27 protein-coding genes are annotated in these 21,886 nt (G+C 69.9%); 8 read left to right on the top strand and 19 right to left on the bottom strand.

The genetic code is table 11. From position 1 onward, the window contains the following. Window positions 1–34 precede the first annotated feature (34 nt). On the top strand, window positions 35–1,690 hold the full coding sequence (locus EDD27_RS39455) for an alpha-amylase family protein (RefSeq protein WP_241564499.1): 1,656 nt from the start codon (window positions 35–37) through the stop codon (window positions 1,688–1,690). A gap of 24 nt (window positions 1,691–1,714) precedes the next feature. Further along, window positions 1,715–2,026 (top strand): hypothetical protein, encoded by a 312-nt coding sequence (locus EDD27_RS58055; protein ID WP_277750788.1) that lies wholly within the window; start codon window positions 1,715–1,717, stop codon window positions 2,024–2,026. Here EDD27_RS58055 and EDD27_RS39440 read toward each other — a convergent pair. The 4 genes from EDD27_RS39440 to EDD27_RS39425 form a co-directional block, all read right to left on the bottom strand. Continuing rightward, complete coding sequence (locus EDD27_RS39440) at window positions 2,017–2,757, bottom strand: cytochrome d ubiquinol oxidase subunit II (protein WP_127936913.1); 741 nt, start codon at window positions 2,755–2,757, stop codon at window positions 2,017–2,019. The two genes, EDD27_RS58055 and EDD27_RS39440, sit on opposite strands and share 10 nt — an antisense overlap. A gap of 10 nt (window positions 2,758–2,767) precedes the next feature. Beyond that, a complete protein-coding gene (locus EDD27_RS39435; RefSeq protein WP_127936912.1) occupies window positions 2,768–4,021 on the bottom strand; it encodes a cytochrome ubiquinol oxidase subunit I in 1,254 nt (417 codons plus the stop codon). A 96-nt stretch (window positions 4,022–4,117) separates the two neighbouring features. Next, window positions 4,118–4,786, bottom strand: coding sequence for a response regulator (locus EDD27_RS39430; RefSeq protein WP_127936911.1), 669 nt, complete (start codon window positions 4,784–4,786; stop codon window positions 4,118–4,120). Further along, complete coding sequence (locus EDD27_RS39425; protein ID WP_241564498.1) at window positions 4,783–5,907, bottom strand: sensor histidine kinase; 1,125 nt, start codon at window positions 5,905–5,907, stop codon at window positions 4,783–4,785. Before EDD27_RS39425 ends, EDD27_RS39430 begins: the two co-directional genes overlap by 4 nt. A gap of 31 nt (window positions 5,908–5,938) precedes the next feature. Here EDD27_RS39425 and EDD27_RS39420 point away from each other — a divergent pair, with 31 nt between their 5' ends. Then, window positions 5,939–6,157 carry a hypothetical protein gene (locus EDD27_RS39420; RefSeq protein WP_127936910.1) on the top strand — a complete coding sequence of 73 codons (219 nt, stop codon included), beginning with the start codon at window positions 5,939–5,941 and terminating at the stop codon, window positions 6,155–6,157. Window positions 6,158–6,166: 9 nt separating this feature from the next. Here EDD27_RS39420 and EDD27_RS39415 read toward each other — a convergent pair whose 3' ends face one another. From EDD27_RS39415 to EDD27_RS39405, 3 genes are all read right to left on the bottom strand, one after another. Next, a complete protein-coding gene (locus EDD27_RS39415; RefSeq protein ID WP_421916499.1) occupies window positions 6,167–7,183 on the bottom strand; it encodes a fatty acid desaturase family protein in 1,017 nt (338 codons plus the stop codon). Window positions 7,184–7,304: 121 nt separating this feature from the next. Continuing rightward, window positions 7,305–8,042 carry a hypothetical protein gene (locus tag EDD27_RS39410; protein WP_127936909.1) on the bottom strand — a complete coding sequence of 246 codons (738 nt, stop codon included), beginning with the start codon at window positions 8,040–8,042 and terminating at the stop codon, window positions 7,305–7,307. Window positions 8,043–8,086: 44 nt separating this feature from the next. Further along, entirely contained in the window at window positions 8,087–9,340 is a 1,254-nt protein-coding gene (locus EDD27_RS39405; RefSeq protein ID WP_206641857.1) for an FAD-dependent oxidoreductase, read from the bottom strand. Window positions 9,341–9,403: 63 nt separating this feature from the next. Between EDD27_RS39405 and EDD27_RS39400 the strand changes: the two genes are divergently transcribed. The 4 genes from EDD27_RS39400 (at window position 9,404) to EDD27_RS39380 (ending at window position 12,259) form a co-directional block, all read left to right on the top strand. Further along, window positions 9,404–10,006: a TetR/AcrR family transcriptional regulator gene (locus EDD27_RS39400; protein WP_127936908.1), complete on the top strand. Its 603-nt coding sequence runs from the start codon at window positions 9,404–9,406 to the stop codon at window positions 10,004–10,006. A gap of 36 nt (window positions 10,007–10,042) precedes the next feature. Further along, on the top strand, window positions 10,043–11,011 hold the full coding sequence (locus tag EDD27_RS39395) for an NAD-dependent epimerase/dehydratase family protein (protein WP_127936907.1): 969 nt from the start codon (window positions 10,043–10,045) through the stop codon (window positions 11,009–11,011). A gap of 218 nt (window positions 11,012–11,229) precedes the next feature. Next, window positions 11,230–11,577, top strand: coding sequence for a helix-turn-helix transcriptional regulator (locus tag EDD27_RS39385; protein WP_127936906.1), 348 nt, complete (start codon window positions 11,230–11,232; stop codon window positions 11,575–11,577). Window positions 11,578–11,587: 10 nt separating this feature from the next. Beyond that, window positions 11,588–12,259 carry a glycosyltransferase family 2 protein gene (locus tag EDD27_RS39380; protein ID WP_241564497.1) on the top strand — a complete coding sequence of 224 codons (672 nt, stop codon included), beginning with the start codon at window positions 11,588–11,590 and terminating at the stop codon, window positions 12,257–12,259. Here EDD27_RS39380 and EDD27_RS39375 read toward each other — a convergent pair. After that, window positions 12,229–13,167 carry a beta-ketoacyl-ACP synthase III gene (locus EDD27_RS39375; RefSeq protein ID WP_127936905.1) on the bottom strand — a complete coding sequence of 313 codons (939 nt, stop codon included), beginning with the start codon at window positions 13,165–13,167 and terminating at the stop codon, window positions 12,229–12,231. The genes EDD27_RS39380 and EDD27_RS39375 overlap by 31 nt on opposite strands. A 47-nt stretch (window positions 13,168–13,214) precedes the next feature. Here EDD27_RS39375 and EDD27_RS39370 point away from each other — a divergent pair, with 47 nt between their 5' ends. Next, window positions 13,215–13,814, top strand: coding sequence for a TetR/AcrR family transcriptional regulator (locus tag EDD27_RS39370; protein WP_127936904.1), 600 nt, complete (start codon window positions 13,215–13,217; stop codon window positions 13,812–13,814). Here the strand turns inward: EDD27_RS39370 and EDD27_RS39365 are convergent. The 11 genes from EDD27_RS39365 to EDD27_RS39315 form a co-directional block, all read right to left on the bottom strand. Beyond that, the gene (locus EDD27_RS39365; RefSeq protein WP_127936903.1) at window positions 13,723–14,943 is read right to left on the bottom strand and encodes an MFS transporter; all 1,221 of its coding nucleotides are present in this window, start codon (window positions 14,941–14,943) and stop codon (window positions 13,723–13,725) included. The genes EDD27_RS39370 and EDD27_RS39365 overlap by 92 nt on opposite strands. Window positions 14,944–15,031: 88 nt before the next feature. Then, window positions 15,032–15,700: a CGNR zinc finger domain-containing protein gene (locus tag EDD27_RS39360; protein WP_127936902.1), complete on the bottom strand. Its 669-nt coding sequence runs from the start codon at window positions 15,698–15,700 to the stop codon at window positions 15,032–15,034. A 143-nt stretch (window positions 15,701–15,843) separates the two neighbouring features. After that, window positions 15,844–16,056, bottom strand: coding sequence for a hypothetical protein (locus tag EDD27_RS39355; RefSeq protein WP_127936901.1), 213 nt, complete (start codon window positions 16,054–16,056; stop codon window positions 15,844–15,846). A gap of 37 nt (window positions 16,057–16,093) precedes the next feature. Continuing rightward, window positions 16,094–16,444, bottom strand: coding sequence for a nuclear transport factor 2 family protein (locus tag EDD27_RS39350; protein WP_241564496.1), 351 nt, complete (start codon window positions 16,442–16,444; stop codon window positions 16,094–16,096). A 5-nt stretch (window positions 16,445–16,449) separates the two neighbouring features. After that, window positions 16,450–16,767, bottom strand: a complete 318-nt coding sequence (locus tag EDD27_RS39345) for a DUF3140 domain-containing protein (RefSeq protein WP_127936899.1) — start codon at window positions 16,765–16,767, stop codon at window positions 16,450–16,452. A 29-nt stretch (window positions 16,768–16,796) separates the two neighbouring features. Next, window positions 16,797–17,450 (bottom strand): response regulator, encoded by a 654-nt coding sequence (locus EDD27_RS39340; RefSeq protein ID WP_127936898.1) that lies wholly within the window; start codon window positions 17,448–17,450, stop codon window positions 16,797–16,799. Beyond that, the gene (locus EDD27_RS39335) at window positions 17,447–18,610 is read right to left on the bottom strand and encodes a sensor histidine kinase (protein WP_206641855.1); all 1,164 of its coding nucleotides are present in this window, start codon (window positions 18,608–18,610) and stop codon (window positions 17,447–17,449) included. The genes EDD27_RS39340 and EDD27_RS39335 overlap by 4 nt, the downstream gene beginning before the upstream one ends. A gap of 16 nt (window positions 18,611–18,626) precedes the next feature. Further along, window positions 18,627–19,211, bottom strand: coding sequence for a hypothetical protein (locus tag EDD27_RS39330; RefSeq protein ID WP_127936896.1), 585 nt, complete (start codon window positions 19,209–19,211; stop codon window positions 18,627–18,629). A 331-nt stretch (window positions 19,212–19,542) separates the two neighbouring features. Further along, window positions 19,543–20,280 (bottom strand): CAP domain-containing protein, encoded by a 738-nt coding sequence (locus tag EDD27_RS39325; RefSeq protein WP_127936895.1) that lies wholly within the window; start codon window positions 20,278–20,280, stop codon window positions 19,543–19,545. A gap of 223 nt (window positions 20,281–20,503) precedes the next feature. Then, on the bottom strand, window positions 20,504–21,526 hold the full coding sequence (locus tag EDD27_RS39320; RefSeq protein ID WP_127936894.1) for a LacI family DNA-binding transcriptional regulator: 1,023 nt from the start codon (window positions 21,524–21,526) through the stop codon (window positions 20,504–20,506). Between the two features lie 67 nt (window positions 21,527–21,593). After that, the gene (locus EDD27_RS39315) at window positions 21,594–21,863 is read right to left on the bottom strand and encodes a sulfurtransferase TusA family protein (RefSeq protein WP_127936893.1); all 270 of its coding nucleotides are present in this window, start codon (window positions 21,861–21,863) and stop codon (window positions 21,594–21,596) included. Between the last annotated feature and the right edge of the window lie 23 nt (window positions 21,864–21,886).

Here is a 21,886-nt window from a genome sequence, read left to right as displayed (position 1 = left end):
ACAGATCTGTCGCGGGTAGCGGGGTCGGATGCGAATGACCTATACGTCAGACGTGTGGTGGAAGAACGCCGTCGTCTACTGCCTGGACGTGGAGACGTTCAAGGACGGTAACGGCGACGGCGTGGGCGACTTCCGCGGACTGACGCAGCAGATCGACTATCTCGCCGGGCTCGGCGTGACCTGCCTCTGGCTCATGCCGTTCTTCCCGACCCCCAACCGGGATGACGGTTACGACATCACCGACTTCTACAGCGTCGACCCGCGGTTGGGGACGCTGGGCGACTTCGTGGAGTTCATGCGCACCGCCCACGACCGCGGCCTGCGGGTGATCGCGGACCTGGTCGTCAATCACACCTCCGACCAGCACCCCTGGTTCATGAAGGCGCGCGAGAGCAAGGACTCGCCGATGCGCGACTGGTACGTCTGGTCCGACACTCCCGAGCCGGACGACCCGAGCCAGGTGGTCTTTCCCGACAAGGAGAGCTCCTTCTGGGAGTACGACGAGGGGTCCGGACAGTACTACCTGCACAGCTTCTACCGGCACCAGCCGGACCTGAACGTCGGGAACCCCGAGGTCAGGGACGAGATCGCGCGCATACTCGGGTTCTGGATGGAGCTCGGCCTGGCCGGGTTCCGGGTGGACGCCGTGCCGTTCCTCATCGAGAACGTCAACCCGAAGCTGGCCACCCCGCACGAGTTCCTGGCCGACCTGCGGGCGTTCATGACGAGGCGCAAGGGCGGGTCGATCCTGCTCGGCGAGGTCAACGTCCCGTACAAGCAGTTGATCCGCTACTTCGGTGAGGGCCTCGGCGACCAGATCACCATGTGCTTCGACTTCATCAGCATGCAGAACACCTGGCTGTCGCTGGCCCGCCAGGACGCCCGCCCCCTCGCCGCAGCTCTGCGCGAGCGCCCTCAGCCGCCGAAGGACTGCCAGTGGGCGATGTTCCTGCGCAACCACGACGAGCTCACCCTCGACAAGCTGAGCGAGGAGGAGCGGCAGGAGATCTTCCAGGCGTTCGGCCCGCGCGAGGACATGCAGATCTTCGGCCGCGGCCTGCGCCGCCGCCTGCCCACCATGCTCGGCGGGGACCTGCGGCACGTCAAAATGGCCTACAGCCTGCTGTTCTCGTTACCCGGCACCCCCGTGATCTTCTACGGCGAGGAGATCGGCATGGGCGAGAACCTCGACGAGGAAGGCCGCATGGCGGTCCGCATCCCGATGCAGTGGTCGGAGGACGGCGGCTTCAGCCCGTCCGAGCCGGTACGCGAGATCCCCGAGGGCTCCTTCGCCCCGGACCGGGTGAACGTGGCCGACCAGAAGCGGGACACGGGCTCCCTGCTGCGCTGGTTCCAGCTCCTCATCGAACGGTACCGCGAGTGCCCCGAGCTGGCGTGGGGCGACTACACGGTGCTGGACAGCGGCCACAACGCGGTTCTGGCCCATCGCTGCGACGCGGACGGCGCCACGGTCGTGGTCGCGCACAACCTCTGCGACACGGCGGTGGACGTGGAGCTGACGCTGACCGGACTGGGCGGCAACGAGCTGACGGACCTGCTGGTGGACGGCACGATCGAGGTCTCGGGAGACGGGCGGGTCCGGGTGCCGCTGGACCCGCACGGCTGCCGCTGGCTGCGGGCCTCGCCGCCAGAGGTGCCGCCGGAGGACGCCTCGGTCAAGTCCCAGTAGCGGCCGGCCAGGCGGACATCGCCAGTGCGGCGATGCGCAGCAGGTCGGCGTGCCATCCGCATCGCCTTTCCCGAGGGCATCGCGTACGCGATGACCAAGGGGGCGGTGCAGACGTTCACGCTGGCCCTGGCCAAGGAGCTGGGCCCGCGGCGGGCCCCGTTCACTACGGCCGGGGCGGGCAGCGGCCCCGGCCTGGTCCTGGTCGCGCACGCCCGCGCCGTGCATGCCGCGATCCCCGGCAGCGAGTACACCGAGCTGGACGCCGGCCACGTCGTCCTGCACGAGCGATCGGCCGAGGTCACGGCGCTGATCAGGGACTTCATCGGTCAAAGGTAGGACGGGCCGGTCACCCGGTGCCGGAAGGTCCACCACACCCACCCCTGCGCGGCCACCAGCAGCGGGATCAGCACCAGGATGACGGGCACGAGCAGGGACCCGGCCGTGCCGGGGTGCAGCGGCAGCCTCAGCCCGGCCAGCACCCCCACGGCCGCCAGCGCCGCCGCGGTCAGCGCGTACGTGCGCCCCTCGCCGGCGCCGCCGGACAGCACCGCAGCCCGCTCCCGCAGCACCCCGCGCAGCCGCAGCGCCGCGAAGGTCAGGCCGTGCGTGGCGAACAACGCGGCCACCACCAAGGCGGGCAGCAGGGCGATCGGCCCCTGGATGCCCAGCAGCACGTGGCTGAGCAGCAGCCCCCAGCTCAGCGCCAACCCCCAGCTGCCCGCCACGGTCGCGCCGTCCCAGAAGCCCGCCCAGCGCCACCCCGGCACCCGCCCGCGCAGCCACAACCCCATGTCACGCACGATCCACGACAGCAGCAGCGCCACGACGAGCACGTAGTTGCCGCTCAGCAGCTCGCCCTCCAACTCGGGGAAGAGCCCCGCTAGCACGCCCGCGGTGGCCACCAGCCACACCTCGTTGCCCAGGAAGAACGGCGCGATCGCGGCGATCACCTCACGCCGCTCGGCGCCCGACCGGCCCAGGTACGGCAGCGTCATGCCGACCCCGATGTCGCCCCCGGCCAGCACGAGGTAACCGAGCGCGAAGAAGGCCAGAATGAAGATCTCCATGATCGGCTCCCTAGAAGCTGAGGACGGGGACGGCGGGGGTGTCGAGCGGCCGGTCACCCAGGGCCACGGCGCCGGGTCCGCGCCGGGCGTGCCTGGCCAGCAGCCAGTAGTTGATCAGGATCAGGACGGAGAAGACGGAGGCGAACGCGATGATCGAGAACCGCATCTGGGCCTCGGTCACCGGCGACATGGCGTCGGCCGTCTTCAGCAGCCCGTAGACCGCCCAGGGCTGGCGGCCCATCTCGCGGAAGATCCACCCGGAGATCATGGTGACGAACGGCACCGGGATCATCAGGGTCAGCAGCCAGTGCCAGAGCCGGAAGCCCCGCACGACCGGGCGGAAGGCCATCAGCAGGCAGCTGAGCAGCGCGACCAGCGTCATCACCACCCAGAGCGTCATCATCGTGATGCCGGACCCCTGCACCCAGTCGATCGACGGCAGGTAGTCCCCGGGCCCGTGCGTGGCCGCCATTTGGGCCTGCACCTCGGTCAGCTCGTCGGCGGTGCCGCTCCAGGCGGCGATCTTGCTCGGCTGCAGGGTCTCGAACCCGAGCCCGCCGAACACCACCGTGAACATCGTCGCCGGCAGCGCCACCCCGATCCCGAGCCGCAGCGACTTGCGGAAGAAGTCCTGCTCGGCGGTGCGCTTACGCAGGTGGTACGCGCTCACCCCGGCCACGAAGAACCCACCGGTGATCATGGCCCCGCCCATGATGTGCCCGAACGCGACCTGCGCCGCCGGGTTGGCCACCATCGCGCCGAAGTCGACCAGCCGCAGCGTGTCGCCGTCCACCACGTGGCCGACCGGGTTCTGCAGGAAGCCGTTCGCGATCATGATCCAGAACGCCGACGCGTACGCCGTCAGCGTGACGATCCAGATCAGCGCCAGGTGCGCCCACCGATTCAGCTTGTTCCAGCCGAAGATCCACAACCCCAGGAATGTGGACTCGATGAAGAACGCCACCAGCGTCTCGATCGCCAGCGCCGAGCCGAAGACGTTGCCGGCGTAATGAGTGAGCCCGCTCCACGACAGCCCGAGCTGGAACTCCATCACCAGCCCGGTGACAATGCCCATCGCGTAGTTGATGATGTAGAGCTGGCCCCAGAACCGGGTCATCCGCAGGTGGATCGGGCTGCGGGTCAGCGTCGCCCGGGTCTGGACGACGGCCACCAGCGTCGCCAGGCCGAGCGTCAGCGCCACGAAGAGAAAATGCGCGCCCGCGGTGAGCGCGAACTGCAGGCGGGCGAGATCCACGGTTTCCATGGTCAGAGCATCCGGGTACGGCTACGCCCGCCGCGTCCGCCTTAGGCAGTCACCTGCCTACATCCTTGGGATGTAATGCGCCGCCCGGCATACATCTCAGGGTGTAAGCCAGCCCGGAGTGATCATGCCGGCCTCGTAGGCGAGCACCACGACCTGCGCTCTGTCGCGGACCGACAGCTTCGTCATGATGCGGCTGACGTGCGTCTTCGCGGTGGCGGGGCTGAGCACGAGCCGGGCCGCGATCTCGTCGTTCGACAGGCCCGCGGCGACCAGCGTCATGACTTCGCGCTCGCGTTCGGTGAGCGCGTTCAGCTCGGGTCCCGGCTCGGGGCGCTTGACCCGGCCGGCGAACTCGGCGATCAGCCGCCGGGTGACCGATGGGGAGATCAGCGCGTCGCCCCTGGCCACGACCCGGACCGCGTGGATCAGCTCGGCAGGCTCGGTGTCCTTGACCAGGAAACCGCTCGCGCCCGCCCGCAACGCCCCGTACACGTAGTCGTCGAGGTCGAACGTGGTCAGGATGATCACCTTGACGCCGTCGAGCCGCGGGTCGCCGGCGATCCTGCGGGTGGCCTCCAGGCCGTCGAGCTCGGGCATGCGGATGTCCATCAGCACGACGTCGGGGCGGTGCTCGCGGGCCCCGGCGATGGCCGCCGCCCCGTTGGGGGCCTCGGCGACGACCTCGATGTCGTCCTCGTCGCTGAGTATGGACCGGAACCCGGCGCGTACCAGGGTCTGGTCGTCGGCGAGCAACACGCGGATCATCGCACTCCGTTCAACGGCAGGCGGGCGACGACGCGGAAGCCGCCCTCGGGGCGGGGGCCCGCCTCCAGGGTGCCGCCGAGCGCGCTCGCCCGTTCGCGCATGCCCTGCAGGCCGAAGCCGCTGCCTCCGTCGTACGTGGCGCCCGGCCCCTCATCTTCCACGCAGATCATGATATTTCCGGATGCGTTGGTGATTGTCAGCGTGGCCTGGTTTGAGCCGGAATGGCGGGAGACGTTCGTCAGGGCCTCCCTGATGATGCGGGTGGCGGCCAGGTCCACCTCGGTCGGCACCGCGTCGAGCGGGCCCGACAGCTCCGTACGTACCTCCAGGCCTGAGGCGGCGACCAGCGCGTACACTCGTGCCAGGCTGTCGGCGGGCGCGGTCGGCGCGCCCTCGTCCACCTGCCGCAGCACCCCGAGCGTGGTCCGCAGCTCGCGCAGCGTCTCCTTGCTGGTGTCCTTGATCGTCCGCAGCGCCGCCTCGGCGTCCTCGGGCCGCTTCTTCAGCCCGTGCAACGCGGCGGCCGCCTGCACGTTGATCATCGAGATGTTGTGCCCGAGCACGTCGTGCAGTTCCCTGGCGATACGCAGCCGCTCCTCGCTCTCCCGCCGCCTGGCCTCCTCCTCCTTGCCGTGCTCGGCGTCGATCGCGCGGCGCTCTGCCTCCTCCAGGTACGCGCGCCGGTTACGGGTCACCCCGCCGAACGCGATGGCCGCCACCACCCACCCGCCGATCGCGACGAACATGGTGTCGTCCACGTGCCGTGGGCCGCCGAGCTCGCCGAGCCCCATGCCGAGCAGCAACACCGATCCGACCGTGATGGCCGCGACGAGGTGCCCCCGGTCGGCGGCGGTGAAGAGGACCATGAACGCCAGCACGATCAGCGGCCCGTCGAGCCCCGCCCGCGGATAGTAGACGGCGACGGACACGGCCACGACGATCAACGCCGTCACCGGGTACGCGCGCCGCGCCAGCAGCCCGGCGAACGCGACGATCGGCAGCACGACGTCCAGCACGTTCAACTGCCTGTCACTGCGGAAGGCGTAGGTCACCAGCGTCCCGGCCAGCACCGCGGCGATCGCCGCGAGCGACACGATCGTGCTGGTGGGCGGCCTTCGCATGCCTCCCATTCTGTACGGGTAGAGCCGTTGAATGAGCACAAAGGATGAACTCCGGCAGGTCGAAGAGGACCTGGAGCGGCTTCGAGCTGAGAACCGGGAGATCCGCGAGCAGATTCGCGACATGGGCGCGACGGACCAGATGGAGAAGGCGGCCGTGATCAGCCAGGCGGACGAACAGGTCGAACTGATCGCCGGGCTCGAACGCCGCCGAGATTGGCTGCTCCAGCGGCTGGAGGAGGGGAAAGAGTGATCAGGCGGCTCATCTCCTTAGCGGAGCGCCGACCTCGTGCAGGTGGCGCAGTGCCTGCCCGTACGAGTCGAGCAGCCCTGTCTGCAGGTAGCTGACGCCGATCTCGGCGCAGTACTGCTGCACGATGGGTTGCGCCCGGCGCAGGCTCGGGGCCGGCATGTGGGGGAACAGATGGTGCTCGATCTGATAGTTGAGCTGGCCGAGCGCCACGTCGGTGAACCAGCCGCCCCTGACATTGCGTGAAGTAAGCACCTGCTTGCGCAGGAAGTCCAGCTTGTCCTCCTTTGTCAGCACCGGCATCCCCTTGTGGTTCGGTGCGAACGTGCTCCCCAGATAGAGCCCGAACAACCCCTGATGTATGACCAGGAACAGCAGCGCCTTCCCGACCGGCAACACGGTGAAGACCACCCCGAAATACGCCGCGAAATGCGCGATCAGCAGCGCCAGTTCCGGGCCGCGCCTCTTGGCCGACGGATTGAACAGAGCTTTGAAGCTGGCCACGTGGAGATGCCAGGCTTCCAGGGTGAGCAGCGGGAAGAACCAGAAGGCCTGATATCTCGCGATGAAGCGCGGTAGCCCCCGGCTCCTGATGGCCTGCTCCGGCGACCAGACGATGACCGCGGGGGAGACGTCCGGGTCGTGGTCCTCGTGGTTGGGGTTGGCGTGGTGGCGGTTGTGCTTGCTGCTCCACCAGCCCCAGCCGAGCCCGATGCCGAGGTTGCCGATCAGCAGGCCCGCCACATCGCTCGGCCGCCGCGTTCTGAAGACCTGCCGGTGCCCGATGTCGTGGGCGACGAACCCGAACTGCGCGAACACCACGGCCAGCGCTGCCGCGACGAGCAACTGCAGCCACGAGTCGCCCAGCCAGGCGAACAACGTCCAGCAGCCGAGGTAGACGACGACGGCGATGGAGATACGCGTTGCGTAATAAAAGGGACGCCGGTCCAAAAGACCGGCGTCCGCAATGGTGTGGGCTAGTCGGGCGAAGTCGCTTCCCCGAGTGTCGAGCGTGCCAGGAATGACCACAGGTCTCCTTACCTCGCGGTGCACATTGCCCCAACCCTACGTATCGGAGCGGCGTGCGCCAGCCCGTCTTGTCACGTGGCTGAGATCAGTCTCAGTGATTCGAGGCCGAAAAGCGTGCCCCTCACCGCCCGAGCCGCTCCCGTAGCAGCTCGAACGGCAGATGCGGAACCGTGGCCTCGCCGAACGCGGGCAGCCCCACGACCAGCCCGTCCTCCGCGACCCGCAGGCCCGCCTCCTCGGACGGTCCTTTGACGTCCCGCGGCTCGAAGTTGTAGAAGCTCCCCGCCCCGTAGTCGATGCGCACGCTCTCCAGCCCCGGCCGCGCGGCCGCGAGGCACGCCCCCATCGGCATCCCCAGATCGGTCGGCGACGTCAACGTGTGGGCGTTGCCCGCCACGACCAGTGCGGGCTCGGCCCGTGCCGCCAGCACCCGCTCGGCCATCGCGGCGTCCCGTTGCGACCAGTCGTCGGTGAGCGACCCCCCGTCGAACAACGTGACCCGCAGCCCCTCGATCTTCCTGAGCACCGCCAGATGGCCCGCCGTGACGCGCCCGTCGCCCAGCCACCACAGCGGATGGTCGAGCCCGCTCCCGTCGTCCAGGTAGGCGTCGAGGAGCGGCTTCAGGTTCTCCGGCCACTCCAGGGCCAGGTTGGTCAGCCCGAGCAGCCGCATGAGGGCGAAGATGACCAGCGGGTTCTCCCTGACCCCGTGCACCTCGCCGAGAAGCAGCAGCCCGGCCTCGTCGAGCGACCGCCTGGCGCGGTCGAGCGCCGCCGGCTCGACGGCCGGCTCGTAGTGGTCGATGTCGAACTCGGCTATGGCCCGCAGCAGGCCGTCGAGCGTGTCGACGCTTGGCATGCCTCCAGAGTGTTCGCCCGGGTCCCGGCATGCAACAGCCCGCGTCAGGAGAACACCCTGGCCTTGAGTGACGGGACCCTGTGGACGAGGCGGAGGAAGGACTTGAACCCCATCCGCGCGACCCGGCTCTCCCCGGCGAACTGCTGAGCCGCACGCAGCGAGTCGCGTACGGCGGCGAAGCCGTACTCCCGCATCTCGGCTTCGTACCCGGCGATGGCCTGGATCGGCTCGCCGCCGGCGGTCAGGGCGCGGCACAGCAGGCGGGCGTCGCGCAGGGCGGTGTTCGCGCCGATGCCACGCATGGGGGTCATGCTGTGGATGGCGTCGCCCAGCAGCGTGATGTTCGTGGCCGGCCAGGGGTCGATCGGGATGGAGGTACGGATCGGCAGCAGGCTGACGGTGTCGGGATGCGACAGGTCGATCATCCTGCGGAGGTCCGGGTGCCACGATCGGATCATCCGCGCGACGGTGTCCTTCAGCTGCTCGCCCGACATTTCGGAAATGTTGGATGGGAAGCGCCCCGCCGCCGCGCCGACCGCCCACAACACGTAGCTGCTGGTGTTGTCCATGAGCGCACCCTCCTGCTCGGTCACCCCGATCCCGCCGGCCGCGGGCGCGAGGTCGCTCAGGTCGTGCGGCGCGCAGAACAGCCCGATGCCTTTCGGCGGGATGACGTTGTTCGGCCCGTCCACCAGCCGTGGCGCCAGCAGCTTCCTGGTCTCGCCGGTGAGCGGGAACTTGCCCGCCACGGTCGTGACCCCGGTGTCCACCCGCTCGGCGTGCGGCAGGTACTGCCGGCGCACCCGCGAGTTCCCGCCGTCCGCGGCGACCACGATGTCGGCGGTCTCGCTCGTGCCGTCGGCGAAGAACAGCTCGACCCGCCCGTCGGGCAGGCGCTCATACCTTTCGTACGTCTTCCCGAACCGTACGACGTCGTCCAGCCCCGACAGCAGCACCTGCCTGAGTGTGATGCGGCTGACCGAGTGGTGGTCGTCGGCGGGATCGGCCGCTTGGGGCGTCTCGATCAGCGTCAGCAGGTCGAGCTGCTCGGTGAGGAAGCCGAAGTCCTGGCCGCCCCGCCCGGTCGTGTAGAGGAAAGACCGCCACAGGTGGTCCGGCAGGCAGTCGCGCAGCGCGCGGGCGCCGTTCGGATCGATGTGCACCCGGTATCCCTGCAGCCGGTCGGCCGGGGTCCGGTCCCGCTCGTAGACGGTCACGTCGCGGCCTGCCTTTCGCAGCCCCTGGGCCAGGCAGAGCCCGCCGATCCCGCCACCGATGATCGCGATGTGGTTTGTCATATCTCGACTATCAACCATATGGATGATTCTGTCAACCATCCGGTTGGATGATAGAGTTGGTGCATGAGACGAGCGCCGGAGGAACGGCAACGCGATCCCGAACGCACGAAGGCCCGGATCCTGCAGGCGGCGTTGGAGGAGTTCGCCGCCAAGGGGTTCGCGGGGGCGCGGGTCAACGAGATCGCCGCCAGGGCTGGGGTGAACAAGCAGCTGATTTCGTACTATTTCGGCGGCAAGGAGGGCCTCTACCAGGCGATCACCACTCGCTGGCAGAGCGCGGAGAGCGTGTTCGCCGACCGCTCGTCCTCGCTGGGCGCGCTCGTGGCCGGGTACGTGCGGGCCAATGCCGAGCGGCGGGACTTCGGCAAGCTGCTGGTCTGGCAGGGGCTCACCGATGACGGCCCGCCCGATGCCTCGTTCGCCGAGGACGTGCGCCGCGACCTGGAAGGGCTGCGGAAGCGCCAGGAGGCGGGCGAGCTGCCCGCGGACCTCGATCCGGCCGCCGTGCTGGTGGCCTTGTTCGCGATGGCCGCGGCCGGCGTCTCGTTCCCGCAACTCGTCCGGGCGGCCTTCGACCTCGATCCGGCCTCGCCCGAGTTCGCCGAGCACTATGCCGAGCAGTTGGAGAAACTGGTCGGGCACCTGGGCGCGGTCACCGATTCGTAAGATCCGCCGCCCTTGAGCGGGTGTTGGATCGGCGGCATGCGCGTGCTCCTCACCGGCTCCTCCGGCTTCATCGGCAGCCACGTCGCCGAAGCGCTCGAGTGCGAGGTCGTCCCCGCCGACCTGCGTACGGGCGTGGACGTGCGGGACGGCGCGGCCCTGGACCGCCTGCTGCCCGGCGTCGACGCCGTGATCCACCAGGCCGCCAAGGTCGGACTCGGCGTCGACGTGGCCGATCTGCCCGACTATGCCTCGGTCAACGCCTACGGCACGGCGACCCTGCTGGCGGCCATGGCCAGGCACGGCGTCGGGCGGCTGGTGCTGGCCTCGTCCATGGTCGTCTACGGGGAAGGCGCCTACGACTGCCCCCGCCACGGTCGTGTCCGCCCGGGTCCGCGGCGGCTGGAGGACCTGGCGGAGGGCCTGTTCGACCCCCGCTGCCCGCTGTGCGGGAGTGTCCTGTCTCCTTCGGTCATCGCGGAGGACGCCCCGCTCGACCCCCGCAACGCCTACGCCACCACCAAGCTGACCCAAGAGCACCTGGCCGCGAACTGGGCCCGCGAAACCGGCGGCACGGCCGTGGCCCTGCGCTACCACAACGTCTACGGCCCTCGCATGCCCAGGAACACGCCGTATGCCGGGGTCGCGTCCATCTTCCTGTCGGCACTGCTGTCCGGGCGGCCGCCCCAGGTCTTCGAGGACGGAGGCCAGCGCCGCGACTTCGTCCACGTACGTGACGTGGCCAGGGCCAACGTGCTGGCGCTCGGGGCGGGGACGGCGGGGGCGCTGACGGCGTACAACATCGCCAGCGGCACCCCGCACACGGTCGGCGACCTGGCCGCGGCCCTCGCCGCCCACATCGGCGGCCCCGACCCGGTGACGACAGGCGCCTACCGTCTCGGCGACGTCCGCCATATCGTCGCCTCTCCTGCCCGGGCGGTCGCCGATCTGGGCTTCACGGCCGGGATCTCCTTCGAGGACGGCATGAAGGAATTCGCCCTTCGGTAGGGAGACCTGGCGCGGGAACGTAATCGTGCAAGCGCACAGAGTGATGGCAGGCGTCGTATCGGCATCACTTATTGGATCGCGCCACACCGCCGCATCGTGCTGTTGACCGTGTTCCACAAGCCGCGAGCGCGTGACGACCGCGAGGTTGAGCGAGCACGGCGAGCCATGCGGCGCTGTGTTGAGCTGGAGCACACCGTCGACGAGGGAGAAGAAGGGGCATGAGCGAGGAGAACTGGCGGGAGCTCAGAGATCGTCGGATGGCCGAGCCCGGAGCCGCGGAGTCCTACGAGGCCGCTCGCTTGGCCTACGAGCTCGGGAGGTCTGTCAGAGTCATGCGCGAGAAGCGGGGCTGGACCCAGAACGACCTGGCGCGTGAGGCGGGAATGACCCAGTCCGCGGTGGCCAGGTTCGAGGCCGGCGGGACGATACCGACGTTGCCCGTTCTCGAGCGGCTGGCGCGTGCCCTGGACGCGGACGTCGAGGTCCGCCTGACGCCCCGCGCCCCGCCGCGTGACCCGGCGGAACGTCATCAGTCTGTAAGCGTTGGAACGGGACGGGCGCTCTAGCGTCGGAGCTGTGATCGATGTCGTGTTGCCTTGCCTGGACGAGGCCGAGGCGTTGCCGTGGGTGCTGGAGCGCATGCCGCCCGGCTACCGGCCCATCGTGGTCGACAACGGATCCACCGACGGCTCTGACCGGATTGCCGCTGACCACGGAGCCCTGGTCGTACGAGAGCCGCGGCGCGGGTTCGGCGCCGCCTGCCACGCCGGCCTGCTGGCCGCCACCAGCGAGGTCGTCTGCTTCATGGACGCGGACGCGTCACTCGACCCGGGCCGGCTACCGCTCCTCACCGCGCGACTGGGCGAGGCGGACCTGGTGCTGGGCCGCCGGGTGCCCGCGGCGGCGGGAGCGTGGCCGGCCCATGCTCGACTCGGGAACGCCGTCCTGGCCCGCCGGCTGCGGCGCGCGGCGGGGGTGGCGGTCCACGATCTCGGACCCATGCGGGCCTGCCGCCGGTCGGCGCTGCTCGCCCTCGACCTGGCCGACCGGCGGTTCGGATACCCGCTGGAGATGGTGCTGCGGGCGGCGGCCGCCGGATGGCGGGTCACGGAGGTGGACGTGGACTACTTGCCGCGTGCCGGGCGCTCGAAGGTCACGGGCACCGTACGGGGGACACTGCGGGCGATCAAGGACATGCGCGCGGTGTTGTCCGCCCATCAGGGGCAGCGGACCACCATGCCCGCATAGGACAGATTGCCCCCGAAGCCGAAGAGCAACATCGGCGCCCCACGCCGCACCACCCCCTGCTCCAGAAGCTTCGACAGGGCAAGGGGAACGCTCGCGGCCGACGTGTTCCCCGACTCCACCACGTCACGCGCGACGACCGCGTTGACCGCGCCGAGTTTCTTGGCGATGGGCTCGATGATGCGCAGGTTCGCCTGGTGCAGCACCACGGCCGCCAGGTCCTCGGGGCGCACGCCGCCGCGCTCGCAGGCCCGCCGGGCGATCTCGGGCAGCCGGGTGGTGGCCCACCGGTAGACGGTTTGGCCGTCCTGGGAGAAGCGCGTAGGCGTGCCCTCGATGCGTACGGCACCGCCCAGCTCGGGCGCCGACCCCCACACGACGGGCCCGATCTCCGCCTCGGCCGCCGCGCTCAGCACGGCGGCCCCGGCGCCGTCGCCGGTCAGCACGCACGTGGTCCGGTCGGTCCAGTCGGTGACCGACGTCATCTTGTCCGCGCCGACGACCAGCGCGTTCGTGGCCGCGCCGGCGCGGATCGTGTGGTCGGCCACGGCCAGGGCATGCGTGAAGCCCGAGCACGAGACGCCGACGTCCATCAGGGCCGCGGAGGGCACACCGAGCCGGGCCGCGACGCGGGAGGCGATGTTCGGGGCGCGCTCGGTCTGCGTGCAGGTGGCGATCAGGACGAGGTCGATGTCGGCCGGGTCGAGGCCGCTGCCGGCCAGGGCCTTCGCGGCGGCGTGCCCGGCCAGGTCCGCCACGCTCTCGTCGGGACCGGCCACATGACGGGTACGGATGCCGACCCGCTGCCTGATCCACTCGTCGCTGGTGTCCACCATGCTCGCCAAATCATCATTTTTCAGGACCTGGGCGGGTTGGTAGTGACCTGTGGCGACAAGTCGTGATCCACTCATGCACCCGGACTATAGCAACCGAACGTTCGGACGCTAAAGTGGCTCGCATGAGCCCGCGTAAGTCCGCCGCCGAAGCCCTCGGCACCCGTTCCGCCATCCTCGACCGCTCGGTCGCCGTCGCCTCCCTCGAAGGGCTCGAAGGGCTCACCATCGGCCGCCTCGCCGCCGAGCTGGGCATGAGCAAGTCCGGTGTGCTCGGGCATTTCGGCTCCAAAGAGGCGCTGCAGCTCGCCGTGCTCGACCGGGCGGCGGACGTCTTCCGCGCCGAGGTCTGGGAGCCCGCCCGGCCTGCCGATCCCGGCCTGCCCAGGCTACGCGCGCTCTGCGAGGCGTGGATCTCTTACCTGGAACGCGGGGTCTTCCCCGGCGGGTGTTTCTTCGTGGCGGCGGCGCACGAGTTCGACGGTCGTGAGGGGCCGGTCCGGGACGCGGTGGAGGCGCAGTTCGACGCCTGGCGCGGACGGCTGTGCAAGGAGGCGCGACGCGCCGCGGCGGCCGGTGACCTGCCGGCGGGCACGGACGCCGGCCAGCTGGCGTTCGAGCTGCTCGGCCTGATCATGGCGATGAACCATACGCTCCAGCTGCATTGCGATCCCGATGCCGCGGCCCGCGCCCGCCGCGCTGTGAACGCCCGCCTGGGCGGCTGATCAGGAGGGCGAGCCCAGCCAGGCTGAGAAGTCCTCCCACGAGTGCCGTGCTGCGTACGCCGAAGCCGGACAGCAGGCCGCTGCCGATGAGCGCCCCGGCGGTGATCCCGACGTTGAAGGCGGTCGACGAGCCCGCCCCGGCGAGATCGACACTGCCGGGGGCGACTTGCAGCACCCGGCCGGCCAAGGCCGTGGCCAGAGCGGCGAAGGACATGCCGGACAGCGCGACCAGCGCGGCCGCTGCGACCGGCACGCTGCCGAGGACGTACAGCCCGAGGAGCGCCACGGCCTGTGCCGCCACGGGGACGGCGATCGCCGCCCCGGCGTAGCGGTCGACCAGGTGCCCGCTGACGGCGACGCCCAGGACCGAGGCGATGCCCCGTAACAGCAGCAGCGGCCCGATCGCTGCGGCGGAGAAGGCGCTCACCTCGGTCAGGAACGGGGTGACGTAGGTGAGCGCAGTGAACGTCCCGGCGACCACGAGGGCGGACATCGCCAGCAGCCTCCAGTACGCGCGGGCGTCAGGGGCGGTCCCCTTGGTCACGGGGCCGCGCCCGGCCACGGTGGCCGGCAGCAGCAACACGATCGCCACCAGGGCGAGCAAACCGACCGCGCTGAGCGCGACGAAGGATGCCCGCCAGCCGGCCTGCTGGCCGAGCCATGTCCCCGCAGGCACGCCCAGCACTGTGGCGAGATTGCCGCCGGCCAACACCACGGCGATCACACGGCCGTGTACGCGTGGCGGGAACAGGCCGGTTGCGGTCGAGATGACGACGGCCCAGAACACCGCCTGGCTGACCGCCATGATCACCCGGGCGCCGAGAAGGACCGCGTAGCTCGTCGCGGCGGCCGAAAGGCAGCCCGCCACGACGAACACGGCGAGCAGGCTCGTCAGCAGGAGGCGGCGCGGCATCCGGTACGTCAGCCGGGTCAGTGGGACGGTGGTGATGACGACCACGAGCCCGTAGCCGGTCACCAGCAGGCCGACGGCCGAAGGCGAGGTCGACAGATCCGTCGCGATCAATGTGAGCAGACCGATGGGGAGTGTCTCACTGGTGACGTAGATGAACGTGGACATCGAGAGCGCGGCCAGCGCGCCGATCGACCGTGCGGTGCTACGCCTGTCCATTGTGCTTCTCCTGTAGCCGCTTTTGCTGGTAGCAAATCGACGGGGTTTCAGGTCTGTGGCCGATCGGTCGGCGTCGGCGAAGCCGGTTTCAGGATTCGGCGGACGTCGCCTGCCGGGCAGCCCGCCGGCGTTCGGTGAGACGGCGCGCCTTGACCTCGGTCCCGCAGTCGGCCATCCGGCACCATCTCCGCGAGGCGTTGCGGCTGCGGTCGAGGAAGATCCAGCCGCAGCCGCCGCTCTCGGTCGGGCAGCGGCGCACGCGCCCGATGTCGGCCGTGCGCAGCAGGTCCAGGGCGGCGTCCACGGCGCGGTCCGGCACCAGGGACGCGGGGACGAGACCGACCACCAGCCGGAGCGCGGACGCCCCTCGCGGATCCGGTGTCAGCCTGGAGCGGCCCGCCGCGGCGAGCCAACGGCAGTGCAGCCGATCGAGCGCTGCGCTCGAGGCCGCGACATCGATCGGCGCCACATCCAGCGCGGCGGTGGCGAGCAGAATCAGGTGCAGTGACTCGCGGATGTCCTGGCCGGCGGCCAGCGCGGCGTGCGCCGCATCAGGGTCGCGCTCCCACGCCTCGGCGACCGTCGTGGCCTCGGCCTCGGTGATCAATTCGGCGCGGCGCGCCCACAGCAGCAGCGTGGCCGGTGTCGACACGTAGTCCCGTGGCTTCCAGCCGGGGGCCGGGACCCCCCTTTCCAGGGTGTTGACCAGATCCAGGGCCGGATGGCCGCCCACCAGCGGCAGCTCGGACACGTCCATACATGGATGCTACCGGTCAACTCCATTTTGGAGGTAGCACAGAAGGGATACATTAAGGTCGCCCCAGCCGAGCAACGCTTGGAGCCTGGCACGTCGAGAACCGGCCCGGCGGCGCGGGCGGGCCGGCGCGGTGCCTCGGGCGGTCAGTTCGTGGCGAGCCGGTCGAACAGCTCCAGCGCGGCCTTGCGCACGTCCTCGGGCGACAGCCCGTCCAGCGTCTTCCTGGCGTGCGTGATGTCGCGCGTCGTGGCCAGCGTGATCGCCACCGACGAGGCGGCAGCGCGGTCGATCGATCCCGTCGGGGCGGCGTCGGCCAGCTGCTGGGCGCTCGCGGCGAGGTCGAGATTGTCTCTCAACGGTTCTCCTCGGGTGAAGACGGTTCGGCCCATTGCATCATCTGGCGTCGTGTCTCATCCACCATTCGGTGAATTCCCGGCATCGCCCGTCTGGCACGAACCGGATCACCCAAAGATTGCTATAGGTTTTGTCGGGATACGTGGTGACCCCTTGAATGACGCCGACGTCTTCCGCGACGGACACAGGATGCCACTCGAACGCGGCCTCGCCTGGTTCGTCCTTCCGGTCCAGCCAGTTCGCGACGATCTCCTCGCGCCCGCGCCACGGCTCGCTGTACGGCTCGGTGTAGTAGACGGCGTCATCGGTGAACAGGGCGGAGATGTCGTCGGGATCGTTGGAGTTCCACGCCCGCACGTACCCCTCGATCCACGGGCGCAGCTCGACCACGGAATTCATCCCCTCAGCGGATCGTGTCCGACGGTCATGAGCTCGCGCCGCGAGTCGTCGTCCGTCCTGTCGCCCATGGTCTCGACGAGCTCGACGACCTGCCGCATCACGTCCAGGTCGTCCTTGGTCAGGTCGCCCTTGCGTTTGCTCAGGACGTGCAGCACGCCCCGCCCGAGCGTGTCGATGCCCATGTCCGGGTCCGGGGGGAAGCCATCCTCGTCGGAGGCGTCGGCCAGCAGGTACGCGCGCAGTTCCTCGGAGTTCATGTTGACCACGCGATGGAACTCGTCCCAGAGCATGTCCGTGTCAAACCCTTCAGTCATACGGCCCCGCCTACCCGCCACGCCTCAGGTTACGCACCCGGCACGGCAAGCCCGGACTCGTACGCGGCGATGACGGCCTGCACCCGATCCCTCAGCCCCAACTTGCTCAGCACGTTGCTGACGTGCGTCTTCACCGTGTGCTCGCTGACCACCATGGCCTGGGCGATCTCCGCGTTGGACAGGCCGCGCGCGATCAGCAGCAGCGTCTCGCGTTCGCGTGCCGTCAGCACCTCCGGCGCCGCCGCAGGAGGCCGGGCCGCCGGCCGCTTGGCGAACTCGGCGATCAGCTTCCCGGTGACGGCGGGGGCGAGCAGCGACTCGCCGGCCGCCACCACCCGGACCGCGTTCACCAGGTCGTCGCGCCGCACGTCCTTGAGCAGGAAGCCGCTCGCTCCCGCCCGCAGCGCGTCGAACACGTAGTCGTCCAGGTCGAACGTGGTCAGCATCAACACCCGGCACCCGCTTTCCGCGCACACGATCCTGGCGGCCTCGATGCCGTCCATCCTGGGCATGCGGATGTCGAGCAGCAGCACGTCGGGGGAGTGCTCACGGACCGCGGCGACCGCCTCTGCCCCGTCGCCCGCCTCGGCCACCACGTCGATGTCCGGCTGGGCGTCCAGGATCATGGCGAACCCGCCCCTGACCAGCTCCTGATCGTCGGCGACGACGACGCGCACGCTCATGACGCCGCCAGCGGCAGCCGTACCGACACCAGGAAGCCCGGACCGTCCTGGCGCGGCCCCGCCGTGGCGTCGCCCCCGCAGGCGGCGGCGCGCTCCCGGATGCCGATGAGCCCGTTGCCGCCCGAGGGCAGCGCCCGGTCCCCGCCGGTGCCGTTGTCGCTGATGTCGATCACGAGGTTGTCGTCCTCCCAGGTGAGCCGGATGTCGGCGCGGTCCGCGCCGGCGTGTTTGACGATGTTGGTGAGCGCCTCTTGCGTGATGCGATAGGCGGCCACCGCGCTGTCGGGCGCGATCGGGCGCGGCTCGCCCGTTTCGGCGAAGGCCACGTCAAGGCCCGTGCGGTGCACCTGCCCGGCGAGTGCGGGCAGGTCGCCGAGCGTGGGTTGCGGCAGGCGCGGCGGGTGCTCGTCCTCCTTCAGGACGCCCAGCAGGCGCCGCAACTGCACCATCGCGTCGCGCCCGGCCGCCGCGATCGCGTCGAACGCGGCCTCCGCCCTGGCCGGGTTGCTCCGCACCACCACGGGCCCGGCCTCGGCCTGCACCACCATCAGGCTGACCGCGTGGGCCAGGATGTCGTGCATGTCGCGGGCGATCCTGGCCCGTTCGCGCTCGGCGGCGCGCTCGGCTTCCATCTGACGTTCCCTTTCCAGCCTGGCGGCGCGTTCCTCGAGCGCGGCCGCGTGGGCGCGGGAGGTGGCGGCGGCCCGGCCGATGGCGTACGCGGCCACGACCTGCACTGTCCCACGCAGCAAGGTGTCCCACGAACCGGCCGTCAGCAGGGTGCCGGCGAAGGCCAGCATGAGCACGGAGATCCTCGGCACCCGGGAGCTGTAGGCGGCCACCGTGTAGAAACCGACCAGGACGCCGTACCAGATGGGCTGCCGGGCGACGTTGTCGGCCAAATCGTAGAGCTCGCTCGTGCACAGGCTGAGCACCAGGACAGTCACCGGCGCCCGCCGCCGCCACGCCAGGGGAAGCGAGGCGCCGACCGCGACCACATATGCCCACCAGTGCCACGGCCGGCCGGTGGCGCTCTGCGCCGAGAGCAGTGGCCATAGCTGAATCACGGTGATCAGCCCGGCGAGCACCCCGTCCACCCACAGCTGCGGCAGCGCCTGGAGCCTCCGGCGAGCGACGTCGACCAACGTCAAATCAGACACGGTGTGCCATTGTCCCTCACGCATGGACGAGCGCGTGCCGGGCGGCCGGTGCCTCACGCCGGGCCAGCGGCCAGAACGACACCAGCAGGAAGACCGCGCCCACGGGGATCAGGTCCTTGTCGATCAGCGGGAGCATGAGGTCGATCAGCACCAGGACCGGCGTCCAGGCCTTGACCTCCTTGCGGAAGGCGGCGTGGATGACGAGCGCGAGTTGCGCCACGTAGAACAGGTACGGGCCCGCGTCGTAGATGGCGAGCTGCACCCCGGGCACGGCCTGCACCTGGTCGAAGAGCGGGCCCATGGCGTCGTGGTCGGCCGCCATGAACCCGATCACGATGTCGATGCCGAACTGCGCGAGCAACGCCACGATGCCGGCGGTGCCGGCCACCGCGCTCATGGTCGCCAGGGCCTTGCCCCCGGCCATCTGCCGCAACCGCCAGAAGATAGGGACGAAGAGGACAAGGGCTCCGATGAACGCGAGATGGCCCGTGGTCCAGGCGATGCCCGGGCCCCGGCTGCCGTCGAGACCGTCGAGGATGCGGATCACCCCGTAGGCGAGGACGAGCAGCGGTGCGGCGATGAAGGCGAAACGAGGATTCATGGGGAAATCCTCGGCTCGCCCGGGGGTGGCGGACATCGCCGGTACGGGCGATCATCTCCCTCCCTCGTAGGAGTGAGGGCGAATGGCTCACACCGGCGATCCGATCCAAGAATCTGGTGAATTCGATGAGGTATGGAGGTACTCAGGCGGATGGTCGCGCACTCAGTAACGATGGGAGCCGTGTGGGGGCCGGCTCCAGGGCGCTTTGCCGCGAAGGAGGGGACGGCACGTGCCGCGGCTCGGAACGAGCGGTCTGCCAGCCGCGAAGCCGAACCGCGGCACGTGCCGGATTCACGCTGACAGAGAGCGTGGACCCTTTCGGCGTGCGGCTTCAGTGCGCGGCGAAGACCTGGGTCCAATACGAACCGGAGGAGACGTAACCGACGCCGATGTGGGTGTAGGAGCAGTCGAGGATGTTGCGTTTGTGGCCCGGGCTGCTCATCCAGTCCGCCATGACGGCCGCCGCCGTACGCTGCCCGTACGCGATGTTCTCGCCCCACGAGCTGACAGGTGAGAAGCCGGCTGCCTCGATGCGGGCGTCGGCGTCCTTTCCGGTGGGTGAGGTGTGGTCGAAATAGTCCTTCGCGACCATGTCCTTGGAGTGACCGTAGGCGGCCTCGCGGAGCTTGGCGTCGTGCTTGAGCGGCTTGCATCCGGCCTTGGCCCGCTGCGCGTTCGCCAGTTGCACGACCTGGTTCTCGAGTGTCGTGCCGACGGTCATGGGAGCCGGCTTCGCCGTCGAGCGGGCGGAGGGGGACAGGGTGCTCTTCGAGGGCTTTGGGGTTGCCGTCGGCTTCTTGGGGACTACGGGCTTCCGGGTGGCGGTGGGCCGAGGGGTGGCCTTCTTGGTCGGGGTCCGGGTGGCGGTGGGTTCGGGGGTGATCTCGACGTCGTCGGGGTAGCCGAGGGCCCCGGCGGCCGATGTGGAGGTGGGCGTGGCGGTATAGGCCATGTTGTCGGCGGCGCTCTGCTGGGTAACGGCCGCGAGCAGCCCTCCCACGACCGTCGTCAGAACCACCGCACCGGCGCCGAGACCCACCCTGGTTGCAAACTCTCTGTTGAGCGGCACGACGAAGCTCCTCGTTGCCAATCGCGGTGTTTCTGAGGTCTGGAAGGAGTGCGGCGATCGAGCGCCGCCAGGTCGGCGGCTCGTCGGCCCGCTCTGCGAGTTCGGCGTCGGCGGCGACGAGGTGGGAGTTCGGGAGGAACAAGCATCGAGCGCTACTGTAGCGCCCAGTGGCCTGTTTGTGGCCGAATGGGTGATTTGCCGCCTTAGAAGCTGATGGGGTGGATTATGCCTTCGCCGGGGCGGACGCGGGACCTGTGCTGCCGCGCGGCGTCAGCACCGCCGCCTGGTCCTCGTACGGGGGCACGCTCTCGCCCGCGATCAAGGCCAGCAGCCGTTGGGCCGCGTGCGCCCCGTAGGCCGGGATGTCGCGGGTGAGCGCCGTCAGCGGCGGCCGTACGACCTGAGCCAGGGGCGAGTCGTCCCAGGCCACGATCGAGAGCTCGCCCGGCACCTGCACCCGCATCTCCTGGGCGACGGACATGCCGGCCACGGCCATGATGTCGTTGTCGTAGATGATCGCCGTGGGCCGGTCCGGTGAGCTGAGCAGCCGCCGGGTGGCGCGGGCGCCTTCCTCGCCGGTGTAGTCCGTGTGCACGGTGACGTGCTCGGCCGCTCCATGGCACGCCTCGGCGAACGCCTGATCGCGTACGGCGGTGTGGACCAGCTCCGGCAGCCCCGCCACCCGCGCGATGCGGCGGTGGCCGAGCGCCACGAGGTAGCCGACGGTCTCGCGGACGGCCTGGCCGTCGTCGGACCAGATCGCCGACAACGAGCCGGACTCGGAGGGGTGGCCGATGACGACGACCGGCATGCCGAGCCGCTCCAACTCCGTCACGCGGCCGTCCGCATAGTGCAGGTCGACGAGGAAGACGCCGTCGATGCGGCTCTCACCCCACCAGCGCCGGTAGACCTCGCTCTCCTGCTGGTGGCTGGTCACCACCTGGAGCAGCAGTGCGTACGACCGGTCGGCGAGCACGCCCTCGATGCCGCTGATCAGCTCCATGAAGAAGGGCTCGACGCCGAGGATCCTGGCGGGACGGCACAACGCCAGGCCGACGCAGTTGGCCCGGGCGCCGTTGAGCGCCCGCGCGGCGCTGTTGGGCCGCCAGCCGATCTCGTCGGCGATGGCGATGATCCTGGCCCGCGTCGCCTCCGACACCCCCGGTTGCCCGTTGAGCGCGTAGGACACCGCCACCTTGGAGACGCCCGCCCGGCTGGCGATGTCGGCGATCGTCGGTCGCTTCACGGACTTCCTCTCTGAACCGGGTAACCACTCATACTTTAGGACAATCCGGATCGGAGGCATTAACCGCTTAAGCCGCGTGCCAGGGTCTCGTGTCGTCCGTTTCTTGGGCGGCCCCGGTCACGCGCAACGCGTACGTGGGGCGTTCGGCGCCCTCCACCTGCCCCAGGTAGGTGTGCCCGGTGAGGTGGCACCAGGCCGGCAGGTCGACGGGGGCGGCCGGGTCGGTGGCGATCAGATGGATGACGGCGCCGGGACCGGCCCGGCGGACGTGGCCGCGCAGCTCGATGAGCAGCTGAACGCACAGCTTGTCGCCGCCGTCCACAACGAGATCAGGCATACGCCTAGGAAACCACCCCGGGA

It is taken from the genome of Nonomuraea polychroma (assembly GCF_004011505.1).
Lineage (GTDB): Bacteria > Actinomycetota > Actinomycetes > Streptosporangiales > Streptosporangiaceae > Nonomuraea > Nonomuraea polychroma.
The sequence above is the reverse complement of the archived record's forward strand: the minus strand, read 5'-3'. Positions and strand labels throughout refer to the sequence as shown.